We start from the raw sequence: 14094 nt of genomic DNA on the forward strand, positions 1-14094 counted from the left end.
GTGAGCGGGGGTAAGGATCGGCTACTAAGGAACGCAAGATGACCGCATGTCCCACCTTTGCAGGCCCCGCCCTGTTTTCTTACGGGTTTCGGCCTTTCTTTGCGGCCGCCTGCATTTTCGGGTTTCTGGTGGTGCCGCTTTGGGTGCTGATCTGGCGCGGGTCGCTGGAGTATCAGGGGCATTTTGGTGCAGTGGATTGGCACATCCACGAGATGATTTTTGGTTATGGCAGTGCGGTTCTTGCTGGGTTCCTGTTTACCGCAGTGCCCAATTGGACTGCGCGGATGCCAGTGCGCGGATTGCCCTTGGCGGTGCTGTTTGCGGTTTGGATACTGGGGCGTTTGGCGCTGTGGGGAGGGCTTGTGGCCCCCGGGCTCGCTTTGGTGGTGGAGTGCAGTTTTTTGCTGCTGGTCGCGGCGATGATCGCACGCGAGATTATTGCGGGAAAAAACTGGCGCAATCTCAAGGTTCTGGTGCCGGTCTTGCTGCTGGGAGCTGGCAATATCCTGTTCCACCTAGAGGTCATACTATCGGGCGCATCTGACTATGGTCGCCGTTTCGGCATCGCACTGCTGGTGTTCCTGATCATGTTGATTGGTGGCCGTATCATCCCGAGTTTCACCCGCAATTGGCTGGCCAAAGAGCGGGGGCAGGACGGGCCGATGCCTATTCCCTTTTCCCGGTTTGATGCGGTCGCGCTGGCCTTCGGGGTGGCGGCCTTGGTGGGCTGGACCCTTGCGCCTGAATCCGTGGTTTCGGCAGTGCTTTTGCTGCTGGCCGGGGTCTTGCACATCGCTCGTCTGACCCGCTGGCAGGGACAGGCGGTTTTGCGGTCCCCGCTGCTGGTGATGTTGCATGTTGCCTATATTTTCATCCCGTTGGGACTGATGGTGTCTGGCTTTGCAGCGCTCGGGCTGGTGGAGCAGGTCGCGGCGGTCCATCTGTTGGGAATCGGTGCCATCGGTGGCATGACCGTGGCGGTGATGATGCGTGCAACCCTTGGCCACACTGGACGTGCTTTGGTGGCCGGGCCAGTTCTAACATTGGGTTTCGGGTTGCTTTTGGCAGCTGCGGTCGCTCGGATCGGCAGCGGGATATTGGCGGACCTGGGGTTGGACGGGGTGCTTCTGTCGGCCGGGTTCTGGACGGTTTCCTTTGCCGTTTTGTGCCTGCGCATGCTGCCTTGGCTTGTGCTGCCAAAGGCTGCGCGGCGCAAACCGAATCCCGCCCCTCAACAAGCAGTGAACCCATCCCCTAAAGTAGCCGGATAGTAATATAATTCAGTACATTAACTCGGCATGATCTAGGTAAAAGCCAAAGGTCAGGCCGGGTTGCATTCCTGCGTTGGCGGCTGGTGTGAGCAGGGGAGGTCTGGTCTGCGCCCGCGATGCGGAGTGCGACTTGAGTGGCGGAATTCAACCTGCCAATGTCAAGGTGCAGGACTGCACAGGTCTTAGGGCGCGCTCGTTTTCTTTTGATGGCAAAATCTGCACTCAGCCTGAGATACTATTTTAGGGTTCAATATTTTAATCTTGAAATAAAACATGAATGCCGCCTACAGTTTTGGACAAGTCGGCTGATCAAGGTCGCAGGCGCACTCCGTTTGGCCTTGTCTCCACAAAAGGGGGCTCCAAAGAAGAGCGAAGAAAAACTGGCGCCTTTCGCTTGATGCGGGAATAGTGACGTCATGCAATCCGTGATCAACGCGGGGCAAAGACAACGAGAACTCAGGGAAGGACATTTGAAATGAAAATGTTGAAATCATTTGCCATGATGACCGCGGTGGCGACAGCCGTTTCGACGCTGGCGCTGGCGGCTCAGGCGGAGACAAAGATCGGCATGATCACGACCCTGTCCGGCGGGGGTGCCGGGCTTGGTGTTGATGTGCGCGATGGCTTCATGCTGGCGATTGAGGCAGCAGGCCGTGATGATATCGAGGTGGTGATCGAGGATGATCAGCGCAAGCCCGAAAGTGCCGTGCAGATCGCCGATCGCATGATCCAGTCCGAAAAGGTCGACATCATGACCGGCATCATCTGGTCCAATCTTGCGATGGCAGTGGTGCCAGCCGCAACCGCGCAGGATGTGTTCTACCTGTCTCCCAATGCCGGCCCGTCGGTTCTGGCTGGCAAACGCTGCCACAAGAACTATTTCAACGTCGCCTGGCAGAATGACAACCTGCACGAGGCCGCTGGCGCCTATGCCAATGACGCAGGCTTGAAAAACAGCTTTATCCTGGCGCCCAACTATCCAGCAGGCAAGGACGCGTTGACTGGCTACAAACGCATGTATGGCGGTGAACTTGCAGGTGAGATCTATACCAAGCTGGGTCAGACAGACTATGCCGCTGAGATTGCCCAAATCCGTGCATCGGGTGCTGACTCGGTTTATTTCTTCCTGCCTGGCGGCATGGGGATTTCTTTCCTTAAGCAATATGCGGACAGTGGTGTGGATCTTCCTATTGTTGGCCCGGCCTTCAGCTTTGATCAGGGTATCCTGCAGGCCGTTGGCGCGGCTGCCTTGGGCATCAAGAACACTTCGCAGTGGAACAAGGATCTCGACAATGCGGCTAATATCGCCTTTGTCGCTGATTTTCAGGCGAAATACGGTCGTCTGCCATCGCTCTATGCGAGCCAGGGTTTTGATACTGCCAATCTGATCCTCAGCGCACTGGACAAGACCGATGTCTCCGATCAGGACGCTTTCCGGTCGGCACTTGAGGCGGCTGACTTTGACTCGGTGCGTGGGGATTTCAAATTTGGTCCCAACCATCACCCGGTGCAAAACATCTATGTGCGCGAAGTGATCCAGGAAGGCGACGTCTTCACCAACAAGATCATCGCCACCGGTCTGACCAATCACGCCGATGCCTATGCACCTGAGTGCAAGATGTAACAAAGCTTGACCACCGGGACCGCGTACAGCGTGGCCCCGGTTCAAGAAAGTAATCCCCCATGTCTCTTATTCTCATTCTTGAGCAAATCCTGAACGGCTTGCAGTTCGGGGTCATGCTCTTCCTTATGGCTGCTGGCCTGACGCTGGTCTTTGGTGTCATGGGGTTGATCAACCTGGCGCATGGTGCGCTTTATATGGTTGGCGCCTTTGCTGCCGCTGCCGTGGCCGGGCTGACCGGATCCTTTGTGCTGGCGCTGATCGCAAGCCTTGCGGCCGCTGCTGCGGCGGGGGCGCTGGTCGAGGTGACTGTCATTCGCCGCCTTTACGATCGCGACCATCTGGATCAGGTGCTGGCGACATTTGCGCTGATCCTGATCTTTTCCGAAGGTACGCGCTGGATCTTTGGCTCTTTCCCGCTGTTTCTGGATGTGCCGGACTATCTGTCCGGGCCAGTCACATTGCCCGGTGGTATCAAGTATCCCCTGTATCGACTGGCGATTATCGTCATTGGGCTGGTGGTCGGGGCTGGTTTGTTCTGGCTGATTGCCCGCACGCGCATTGGCATCCAGATCCGCGCCGGAGAGGCCGATCGGGAAATGATTGCGGCGCTGGGCGTTGATATCTCCAAGCTTTACACGCTGGTTTTTGCCTTGGGCGCGGCGCTGGCCGGTCTGGCCGGTGCTCTGGTCGGGGCGATCCAGTCGGTGCAGGTCGGCATGGGGGAGCCTGTGCTGATCCTCGCCTTTGTGGTCATCGTCATTGGCGGTATCGGCTCAATCAAGGGGGCACTGGTTGGCGCCTTGTTGGTCGGGCTGACGGACACATTGGGCGGCATTTTCCTGCCGCGTCTGTTTACGCTGATGATGGAGCCTGCACAGGCAGCCTCGCTTGGGGCTTCGCTGGCCTCGATGCTGATCTACATCTTGATGGCAGCAGTGCTGCTGGTGCGCCCTTCGGGCCTATTTGGGGGGAGCGCTTGAGATGGGGCGTGAGAGACTATTCAATCTGGCCGTGATCCTGGCGCTGCTGGCGGTGCCGCTTCTGGCCCTGGCACTGGATGAGCCCTTTGTGATTACGCTGGCCACCAAGGTAGCAATTCTGGCCCTCGCTGGGGTTGGCCTCAATATTGCGTTGGGGCTGGGAGGGCTGGTCAGCCTGGGCCATGCGGCCTTCTTTGGCATTGGTGGCTACGCCATGGGTATTCTGGCCGCGCATGCGCAAAATTATGAACCCTTGTTCAGCTGGCCGTTCCTGTTTGAGGGCAGCAATCAGATGCCACTGATCTGGCTGGTGGCGGTGCTGGCGAGCGCCGCTGCAGCCCTGGTGATCGGTGCACTGTCTTTGCGCACCTCGGGTGTTTATTTCATCATGATCACTTTGGCCTTCGGTCAGATGCTGTATTATTTCGCCATCAGCTGGTCCGCTTATGGCGGTGAAGACGGGCTGTCGATTTGGGTCAGAAACGAGATGCCGGGGCTGAATACCCTGATCCCGATCCAGTTCTTTGGTGTGTGCTTTGCCCTTTTATGCGGTGCTTTGTTGTTTTCGGCGCGCTTGGCTGGGTCTGGATTTGGCCTGGCCCTGTCGGCGGCACGCCAGACAGAAGAACGGGTCGAAACCGTAGGGCTGCAACCGTTCAAACTACGCTTGGTGGCCTTTGTCATATCCGGCGCAATCACCGGGCTTGCCGGTGCGCTGTTTGCCGATCTCAACCGGTTTGTCAGCCCGACCATGCTCAGCTGGCACACCAGCGGCGAGATCATGATCTTTGTTATTCTTGGCGGGGTGGGGCGGCTTTACGGTCCGGTTGTGGGCGCGGCAGTCTATATCCTGCTGGAGCATCTTCTCGGGGGGATCAGTGAATACTGGCAGATCTTCCTTGGCTTGTTGCTGCTGGGCATGGTGTTGTTTGCCCGGGGTGGCCTAATCGGGGCGCTGCTGGGCCGGGAGGTGGCGCATGACTGATACCAGCCTCTCTCCACCAATGCAGCCCGTCTTGCGGGTGGAACACCTGAGTAAAAGCTTTGGCGCGCTGAAGGCCAGTAATGACGTCTCACTTGATCTGTATCCCGGCGAGATTCACGCGCTGATCGGCCCCAATGGGGCAGGTAAATCGACCCTGATCAAGCAGATATCGGGCGGGCTGCAGCCGGACATGGGCCGAATAGAGCTGCTGGGCCACGATGTCACCGCATTGGATACCGTAGCGCGCGCGCGTATGGGGTTGGGGCGCACGTTTCAGATTTCATCCCTGGCGATGGAATTCTCCGTGCTGCAAAATGCAGTCCTTGGGGCATTGGGCGCGTGCGGCAAGAGTTTAGGGTTTTTCCGCAATGTCATGAAGGACAAAGCCTTGCTTGAGGTCGCCGAAGAAGCGCTGTCCCGGGTTGGGTTGTTGCAGGCGGCCCAGCAGCGAACCGCTGATCTAAGCCATGGCCAGCGCCGCCAGCTGGAGGTCGCTGTGGCGCTGACTCTGAAACCACGTTTGTTTCTGATGGATGAACCCATGGCCGGTCTGGGGGCGAGTGGGTCGAAAGAGCTGACCGGATTTCTCGACCAGTTGCGCTATGAGGCGCCGATCCTTTTGGTGGAACATGACATGGATGCAGTTTTTGCCCTGGCTGATCGGATTTCGGTGCTGGTCTATGGCGCGGTGATTGCCACAGGGACTGCTGATGAGATCCGCAACCACCCTGAAGTGCGTCGCGCCTATCTTGGCGAGGAGGATGAGACATGAGCCTTTTGACAGTGCGCGGGCTTGAGGCCTCCTATGGGGCTTCAAAGGCGCTTTTTGGTGTGGATCTCTCCCTTGCCGAGGGCGAAGTCCTGGCGCTGATGGGGCGCAATGGCATGGGCAAAAGCACTACGATCAAGGTGATTTGCGGTATGCTTGCTGCCTCAGACGGGGAGTTGGAATTCGCAGGCGCTGATCTGCGGCGTTTGAAATCGCATCAGATTGCCCGCCTGGGCATTGGCCTGGTGCCCGAGGGACGCCGGTGTTTTGCTCCACTGACAGTCGAGGAAAACCTGATCGCAGCCGCACGTCCGGGGGATTGGGATTTTGCGCGGGTGGCAGAGCTGTTTCCGCGCCTTGACGAACGGCGTGACCAATTGGCCGCGTCGCTGTCCGGAGGGGAGCAACAGATGCTGGCCATTGGCCGCGCCTTGATGACCAACCCCCGCCTTTTGGTTCTCGATGAAGCAACAGAAGGTCTGGCACCAGTGGTCCGCCAGGAAATTTGGGGGGCCATTGGGCGACTCAAGGCGCAAACCGGCATGGCCATTCTTGTCGTGGATAAGACCTTGAAAGAGCTGCGGCAAGTGGCAGATCAGGCTGTGATTCTGAACAAAGGGGCTACTGTCTGGTCTGGGCCAATTCGAACGCTCACTCCGGATCTGACAAATCGGTTTTTGGGAGTCTAGGGCGAAGTCATCCCAGATGTGGAGCTCTTCTGCTGTGGGGCTCTGACCCCTGTTGTTTGCGGAGCCTTTTGCACGTCGTTTTGAAGCTGGTGCCTTTAGGCCTGAACCCTGAAATAATTCGTTCTCTCTCCGATCTCTCAACGAAATCGGGGATACAGGTAGGGCCAGTCAGCAGGCCGCATGCCATGTGGAGGGAGCAAAATGGGAGGGGCCGCTGGCTAGAGAAAAGGGTCAGAGCGGAGCTTAAACGCTATTCTGATAGCCAGTCTCGTTCGTGTTGATGGGGCCAGGGCCAGGCCATCAACGGGCGCTGGAGCCGTGGCTGTCATGCGACATGGCGCAAGACAAGGTTGTAGATTCCCTCTATTTGGTTCCTGTCATAGACTTTATTCAGGCATCCGATCGTTTCATAGTTTTCTGCCTCAGCCAGCTGAGATCCCACCCAGGCGCCGCTCAAGAATATAATTGGGGCCGAAATATTGGTTGCCCGCATGTGGCTTGCGACATCAGGGCCACTACCGTCTGTCAAATTCCAGTCGAGTAGCACTGCGTCAAAGGCGGTTTGAGATATCTGCGCTATTGCTTCTGATACGGTTTCCGCAATTTGAATGTGGCAGTTCATGTCTTTCGCATAGCGTTCAAAACTTCGGACAAGCATTGCAGCATCAAACTGATCATCCTCAACATAGAGGAGTTTAAGGCTACGGTTCATTGTTCAGATCTTTGCTAACGGAGAAGCAGAAGACTGTTTCGGACGGGTTGCGTGCTTCCAGCCAGATTTCTCCCTTGTGACGATGCAGAATTTTTCTTGAGATGGCCAAGCCCATGCCTGCCCCCGGATAATCCCGTTCCTTGACCGCCCGATTGAGGACATTAAAAATGCGTTCCGCAGCTCTTTCGCTTATGCCGATGCCATTGTCGGTTACGGAAAAGACCCAATCATCGTCCGTTTCATCAGCCTTGATGTGAATATGCGGCTTGCCACCTTCGGCGTGGTAGACGAGGGCATTTTGCAAGACTTCGGCAAAAACTTTGGCCATTTGCTGTCGTGCGGCAATGATGGTGGGAAGGTCTTCCACCTGAACCTGAGCGCCGGAAAGATCAATCCATTCAGAGAGTTGTTCCTGTGTCTGTACCTCTGCGATCAATGTGTTGCAATCGACCTTGGTAAAGGCTTCGGCCCGGGTGTTGATCCGTGAAAAGTCCAGCAAAGCCGTCAGAATATCCTTGGCCTTTTGAGAGCCATTGATAATGTGTTCAAGATGGCGTTGGGAACGATCATCAAAATCCTGCGCATGATCTTCCGCTATGAAGGAAGAGAAGCCTTCAATAGCTCGCAAGGGTGCACTCAAGTCGTGCGAAACGGCATAGGCAAAATCCTTGTATTCAGCTTCAAGCTGTTCCAACTGTCGTTGCTTTTCTGCCAACTGGTCATGGATCTGGGGTTTTGCCATCGTTTCAATCACCTGCTTGCGGCGAATTATGCGGTGGCGCGAGGCAGACGATATCGACCCAGAAATTTTCGACATGGCGCACCACATCAATGAATTTTTTCGCGTCAACGGGCTTCACGATATAGCAGTTGGCGTGCAGGTTGTAGCTCTCGATGACGTCTTTGTCCGCTTTCGAACTGGTAAGGATAATAACCGGAATTCTCCTGAGATCGGCGTCCGTTTTGATCGTTTCGAGCACCTCGCGACCATCGATGCCGGGCATGTTTAAGTCCAGAAGGATAATGTCTGGTGTCGTTGCCTGATCATGGCCATTGCGTTTGAACAAATAGTCCAGGGCTTCTTCCCCGTCTTCGGAAACATGCAAATTATTGCGAAAGCGCGCTTCTTCAAACGCCTCTTTCGTAAGTTCGATGTCTCCTTCGTTATCTTCCACAAGGAGAATTTCAGCCAACCGCGCGTTCATTTTTACTTGCAACCTCTAGTGGTGATGGTTTCTGGATCAGGAAATAGAATGTTGAGCCAACGCCGGGCTCTGATGCAACCCAAATCCGTCCGCCGTGCCTTTCGACAACCTTTTTACAGATCGATAGTCCAATACCCGTTCCAGTATATTGACTTTGTCGATTTAGTCTTTGGAAAATTTCAAATATCTTGGAGAGGTGGCGTTGATTGATGCCGATACCGTTGTCTCGCACTAGGAAATGCCACTGATCCCCCATGTCGCGACCTTCAATATGAACCTCTGGTCTGCTGTCTGGTGCTTGGTATTTCAAGCCATTGACAATCAGGTTCTGAAATAGCTGGTAAATCTGTGTTCTGTTCCCAACTATTGTCGGCAAAGGACCAAACGTGATTTGCGCATCCCTTCCGGTCAGGCTTTCGTGCAGGTTGGCCTGTATCGATTGTGTCAGATCATCAAGATTAATGCTCTCGTTGGGGCGGGTATTGGTTTCAATACTGGAGTATTCCAATACTCCGGCAATAAGATCCTGTGCCCGGGTTGCTCCTTCGGTGATGAAACGGAAATACTTCTTTCCCTTTTCGTCCGTATCGAGCCGACGCCCCATGTGGGATTGAAGCTTCTCCGAGAAACTCCGGATCATCCGCAGCGGCTCTTGCAAGTCATGAGAACATATAAAGGCGAACCGTGCCAATTCTTCGTTTGAAAGAGTGAGCTCTTCAATGAGGCGGGCCTTTTCGCTTTCGACTTTCTTGCGGCTGCTGATGTCGCGCACAGTAAACACAAACATGCGAACTCCATCAGACCACATGTCATTCACGCCAAGCTCCATGGCAAACAGACTGCCATCCTGATGCAAGCCATTCAATTCACACCCCACGCCTGAATCTGAATCCTTGCCTTGCTTGGTGAGGCGAAGAAACAGCTCTTCTAGGGCTTTGCCTTTCAGCTCTGGGATGAGCAAGTTTACGGGCTGATTGATTACTTCGCTTTTTGCAATGCCAAAGATGTTTTCCGCCGAGAGATTGGCGCTGTGAATAAGTCCCTGTTCATCAAGCGTAATAACACCGTCAACAACCGTATTCATCACGGCTTGCAGTCGCGATGCCGTGTCCCGCAGCGCATCGGTCCGTTCCAGCACCAGATGTTCTACCACTTCCCGGCGCCGGACGAGGAGAAGAATGCTAAAGGTGAGCAGGGTCGTAAAGATCAATCCGCCAATCAGCATGAAGACCGGCAGTGGCAGGACGGTGGCTCCATAGGTGTCGAGACTGGGAGAAATCTTGACAAGCCATTCGCGACCACCCACCTGAATTTGCTCAGAGAAAGTGACTGCTCCCGAGGAGCGCTCCTGAGTGTCATCAACCGAGGTATAGATGACCTCTGGACGGCCTGGGTCGGTAATATCGGTCACGACAATATCCGACTGTTTCTGAGACTCGTCGAGAACCTGCGAGATCATGTCCCCAGCGCGCAGCACTATGAGGACAAAACCTTTGAGATGTCTGCGCCTTTCAGCCAGATTGGAATGGGTCACAGAATATTCGTAGACCGGATTAATGACCAGCACGCCTGTTTCCGAGTTGGCAGTGGGTGGATTTGTATGAACAAGCGTTACGCGCCCCGTGGCGACCACTTTACCGCTGTCCCGTGATGCATAGAGCGCGGTAAGCGGACGGGCATGCGACGTCAGATCAAAGCCAATGGCTTGCATATTGGTTGCAAGTGGCTCTACGAAATAGGCGGGGAAATAGGTGTCGCGGGGGCCCGCGATCTGCATTTTTCCGTCTTTCAGTTCCCGGATTGAAAAATCGGGTATCCCCTGTGCCCTTGCTGCGATCTCATAGGCTTCGCGGTCGGCCTGCTCGACTTTTGGCACCCATGCGATTGCCTGAGCATTGGCGTATTTGTGAAGCAGCGGTCTGACAAAAATCCGAAAATCAGCACGTTCAACTAATTCGGAAGCATCAAAGTAGGATTTGACTGAATCCAGCACTTCGAGGTTGCGTTCAACGCTTTTGCGAACCGTGGCGAACTGATCTTGGGCTTCACTTAAGAGCGCTTCATTCCGCAGCTTCTTTTCGAGATTTTCAAAAACCAAGTAGAGCACGACAGAAAGAGCAATGCCAACGAGTGCCGTCAAGACCGGCAGAGCAATCCGATCAGACAGCTTCCCGGCTTTGCCCGGTGAGATCAGGCTTTCTGATTGAGAGAGGATAAAGAAAGATACAGCCCCGACAGCAGCGGAAATCAAAACACCGATTGCCAGAACGATCCAGGGAACGGTCGCGCCGGATGGCGGCGACAGAACCGAAAGCTCCATTCGGCGCCCGGCGATGGCGATCTTGATGGTCTGGAGCGGTGCAGCACTGTTTTCCTCATCTGGGGCCTTTTGTTCCCGATGATCCGCTGTCCGCGAGTCGTAAAGATGCTGTTTGTCGGGGATCGCCTCAATATCCCGCAAAATCAATCGGATGCCATCCGCCTCCGCCTGTTGGGCAACAGGCCTGACAATTTCGGAAAGTAAAAAAGGCCCTCCGATATAGCCCAAAAGATGGGCGCGCCGGGACTCGGGATCGGTGCCGTTGAGATCTTGACTGTAGACCGGATTGTAGATCAGCATGCCATATTGATTATCGGCCTGAACCAGCGCAACCCGTCCCGTGGCTAGTGGACGACCTTCGTCACGGGACTGATCAAGCATTTTCCGCCTGGCATTCTTTGAAATAGGATCTGGCGAATAGGTATCGAACCCATGGGCTGCGGCGTTGCGGTCATAGGGGGTAATATAGGCTACGGGGTAATAGAGCTCTCTCGGTTCGGCAGGGACCATTGAACGCTCCCCGGTAGAGGCGATGACACGACGCTCTGTGATGCTGAAGGAGGGGTTCCCCTCGTCACGCAGGCGCTGTTCAAAGGCAGCGCGGTCTGCGTTCAGAATCTTTGGATTCCAGGACAGGCCCAGAATTCCGGGGTAGGCATCCAGAAATTCTTGCGTGAAGGCTGAAAAATTCTCGAAGGTTACCTGATCGGATGCCGTGACAAAGCGTTCGGCTGCAGTAAGCACATCCAGATAGTCCTGAAAGCGTGCTTCCAGCTGTGCAGCCAGATCTTTTGCGATGGCAGTTCTTTCGGCTTGGCGCTGGCTGCGTTGTGCAATGTCCAGGCTGAAAAACATCAGAAAGCTCAGCCCAAGACAGAGCAGCACGAGCCACCCGGTAAGAGCAGCTTTTGAACGCGCCTTGAGCCAGGCGACAAGGGGCGGATTGTCGGCACCGGATGCATGGGACCTATGCATGGGGTCTCCTCGCGGCACCAAATGTGGGTACAGGCTGCACTGCAGCTTGCGCATCAAGATCAAGCGTGAAGTGGATAGTTGTACCCTTTTCTACATCGGGATCGCACCAGATCTTACCGTTGTGGCGTCGGGCAATTCTGGCGCAGGTTGCGAGACCCAGACCGCTGCCGGGCAGATCGCTGGTTTGCTGTAGCCGCTTGAAGGGCTCGAAAATGCGTTCGCGGTACTCTGGGGGGACGCCAATGCCATTATCGGCGACACTGACCTGGATGCCCTTTTCGTGGCCCATGGCCATGACTTGGATTTCTGGGCGGGCACCGGGGCTGTATTTGATGGCGTTTCCGATCAGGTTCTGAAGCAGCTGAGTGACTTCGGGGGCAAAGCACCGGACGTTGAGGTCGCCCGAATGCCAGGAGATCTGCGCGTTGGATTCTGTAATATCATGGGCAAGAACAGTCCTGAGATCAGCGAAAAGGCTCTTAACTGGAACAACTTCAGCCTGACACTCGCTGTCGGGGCGTATGTGACTCGCCAGTTGTTCAATCAGATCGGACATTTTCTGGACCGAGTTCTTCATGAGTTTGAATTCGCGTTTGACCTCTTCCAGATCACCAGCTTGGTAGTCCTCGATAATCTGATCGCTCAGGAATTGAATAGCACGGATCGGTGCGCGCAGATCGTGCACCAGTACATCCGAAAACACCTGGAGTTCGCTTTGGTGTTCTTCGATACGCCAGCGCATGTCGGCGACTTCCATACCATTTGAAACCATGCGTTTGATTGCTGTCAGGGTGATAGCGGATTTGGCAATATAATCACCGGCCCCTGCGAGAATGGCGGTTTTGGCGATCTCTTTGTCCCCCTGTCCAGTCATGATGAAGACCAGTGCACGGGGCCAGATATCAGAAAATTTGGTGATCAAGTCGATGCCGCTGCCACTGGGTAGCAGATAGTCAATAAAGGCGACATCAATGCGCTCATCCGAAAACTTAAGAGCCTGTTCGGCACTTTCACCTTCGAAGACAATCACATCCGGATACAGCTTTTTGAGCAATCGCCGGATCAGTTTTCGGTCGCCAGTGTCATCGTCTACGATCAAAATACTAGAGGGCGTCATTGAGCACCTTTCCGATGGAGCTCGCTGCCAGCATGGGACTTCCCGGGTTTCCAACGCGCATTTTCACGTTGTCAGAGAATTTCATGATGCCAGAGAAGATATGGATCGTTTTGCCAGCTAAGCCACACGCGGCCAGCTTCGCTCTGTGGGCTGCCGCCCGGGGGCTAGGCTGTCTAAGGTGCATGGGGCACACGGCAAAAGGCCAGACTGAGCCATGTAGGCGCAGCCCGAGCCGATTTGCCAAGGTGACATCAACTGAAGATCCAGAAAAAACGCAGCAGCCTAGGCGCTGGTCAGTGTGTTTGTGAAATTCAAGTCGGATGTGTGTCACGATGTCAGTTCTAGACCAGAAAAGGGTGAGGAAGCGGGCTTGCTTCGATGAGGGCGGCGGAAGGCAGGCCTTGACGGTTTCGGTGGCCAGGGCCGTGAGGCGTCGCAAAGTCTGCCTTCCTTGTTTGATGCTAGTGTCTCAGGGTGGGAGTCAGGCTGTAGGCAACTTTCATGCTATCCCCAACCACGGTTTCCAGATCATCCATGAAGACAACGAGATCCTTGCAGCTGCGCTCCAGAAGGGAGAAATCCGACAGCATGTTGAGGTCAACGGTTTCCGCTGTTTTCGCTTCGGTCTTGACTACCCGTACGCTGGAAAGCGTGCGGCGCAGAAGGATGCGCAGTTCCGGTCCGCAGCTGACCATGAACCGCTGAAAGATCTGTTTCAGTTCGTTTTCGGACCGGCGCGTACTAGACAACTGGCTATAGAGGGCGCGGCGTTCAATCGAGGAGGCGACAGATTTGACCAATGCATCCACGCTCAGCTCTTCCTTGACGATATAATCAGCGCAGCCCTGGCGCATGGCTTCAACCGCGATCTGGTAGTTCGTCAGGCTGGTCAGCATAATCGGAATCGCCTGCACCTGATCTTCATGACTAAGCAGAATTTTCAGGGCATCAAGGCCAGTATCCATGCCGAGATTGTGGTCAAGGAACACCAGATCATAATAGGTGCCATCCAGTTTTTCCCGCATTTGTTGCAGGTTGGCAGCTTCGTGAAACTCAACAACCAGACCGGCTTTGCGGCAGGTTTTTCTCAGGCGCATCCGGTCGATGGGATCATCATCAACGGACAGAACATTGAGAATGACCGGTCCCTGGGTCTCTGGTTGAGGGTATTCCGGTGCTTGCATATTCGACATGAGATACATCCTTAAACAAGTTCACTACAAAACGTCACAAAGAGGGGTGTTCTCTTTGGGAGATAGCAGACCATACAGTTGGTCGTATTCCCAACATTTTTCCTAGTGGATTTTTGTTAACAGCGAATAAACTCGAATTAGAGGTGCCTATTAGGATCGTGATAATCTATGGTAATTCCTTTCTATGTCTGCCCGCTATCGGCTTTGTTGCACAAATCGGTTTCTGAGGGGACTTCCCCTTTCCCCGGACGGAA

The 14094-nt window shown here is 54.8% G+C and carries 12 protein-coding genes; 6 read left to right on the forward strand and 6 right to left on the reverse strand.

Going from position 1 to position 14094, the window contains the following annotated elements:
• The first annotated feature begins 38 nt into the window (after window positions 1-38).
• The 6 genes from PH5382_RS17930 (at window position 39) to PH5382_RS17955 (ending at window position 6318) form a co-directional block, all read left to right on the forward strand.
• Window positions 39-1271, forward strand: a complete 1233-nt coding sequence (locus PH5382_RS17930; protein WP_058335762.1) for an NnrS family protein — start codon at window positions 39-41, stop codon at window positions 1269-1271.
• A gap of 475 nt (window positions 1272-1746) precedes the next feature.
• Window positions 1747-2895, forward strand: a complete 1149-nt coding sequence (locus PH5382_RS17935) for an ABC transporter substrate-binding protein (protein WP_058335763.1) — start codon at window positions 1747-1749, stop codon at window positions 2893-2895.
• Window positions 2896-2954: 59 nt separating this feature from the next.
• Entirely contained in the window at window positions 2955-3875 is a 921-nt protein-coding gene (locus tag PH5382_RS17940; protein ID WP_058335764.1) for a branched-chain amino acid ABC transporter permease, read from the forward strand.
• A 1-nt stretch (window position 3876) separates the two neighbouring features.
• Entirely contained in the window at window positions 3877-4860 is a 984-nt protein-coding gene (locus tag PH5382_RS17945; protein WP_058335765.1) for a branched-chain amino acid ABC transporter permease, read from the forward strand.
• Window positions 4853-5632, forward strand: a complete 780-nt coding sequence (locus tag PH5382_RS17950) for an ABC transporter ATP-binding protein (RefSeq protein WP_058335766.1) — start codon at window positions 4853-4855, stop codon at window positions 5630-5632. The genes PH5382_RS17945 and PH5382_RS17950 overlap by 8 nt, the downstream gene beginning before the upstream one ends.
• Entirely contained in the window at window positions 5629-6318 is a 690-nt protein-coding gene (locus tag PH5382_RS17955; protein WP_058335767.1) for an ABC transporter ATP-binding protein, read from the forward strand. Before PH5382_RS17950 ends, PH5382_RS17955 begins: the two co-directional genes overlap by 4 nt.
• Before the next feature lie 325 nt (window positions 6319-6643).
• Here PH5382_RS17955 and PH5382_RS17960 read toward each other — a convergent pair whose 3' ends face one another.
• From PH5382_RS17960 to PH5382_RS17990, 6 genes are all read right to left on the reverse strand, one after another.
• On the reverse strand, window positions 6644-7030 hold the full coding sequence (locus PH5382_RS17960; RefSeq protein ID WP_058335768.1) for a response regulator: 387 nt from the start codon (window positions 7028-7030) through the stop codon (window positions 6644-6646).
• Window positions 7020-7772, reverse strand: coding sequence for a sensor histidine kinase (locus PH5382_RS17965; protein WP_058335769.1), 753 nt, complete (start codon window positions 7770-7772; stop codon window positions 7020-7022). Before PH5382_RS17965 ends, PH5382_RS17960 begins: the two co-directional genes overlap by 11 nt.
• 4 nt (window positions 7773-7776) lie before the next feature.
• Window positions 7777-8235, reverse strand: coding sequence for a response regulator (locus PH5382_RS17970; RefSeq protein WP_058335770.1), 459 nt, complete (start codon window positions 8233-8235; stop codon window positions 7777-7779).
• The gene (locus PH5382_RS17975; protein WP_058335771.1) at window positions 8216-11530 is read right to left on the reverse strand and encodes a CHASE domain-containing protein; all 3315 of its coding nucleotides are present in this window, start codon (window positions 11528-11530) and stop codon (window positions 8216-8218) included. The genes PH5382_RS17970 and PH5382_RS17975 overlap by 20 nt, the downstream gene beginning before the upstream one ends.
• Window positions 11523-12647 (reverse strand): sensor histidine kinase, encoded by a 1125-nt coding sequence (locus PH5382_RS17980; protein WP_058335772.1) that lies wholly within the window; start codon window positions 12645-12647, stop codon window positions 11523-11525. The genes PH5382_RS17975 and PH5382_RS17980 overlap by 8 nt, the downstream gene beginning before the upstream one ends.
• A 461-nt stretch (window positions 12648-13108) precedes the next feature.
• A complete protein-coding gene (locus PH5382_RS17990; protein WP_058335776.1) occupies window positions 13109-13840 on the reverse strand; it encodes a response regulator in 732 nt (243 codons plus the stop codon).
• Window positions 13841-14094: the final 254 nt, after the last annotated feature.

Origin of the sequence: Phaeobacter sp. CECT 5382, assembly GCF_001457775.1 — a bacterium.
Classification (GTDB): Bacteria; Pseudomonadota; Alphaproteobacteria; order Rhodobacterales; family Rhodobacteraceae; genus Pseudophaeobacter.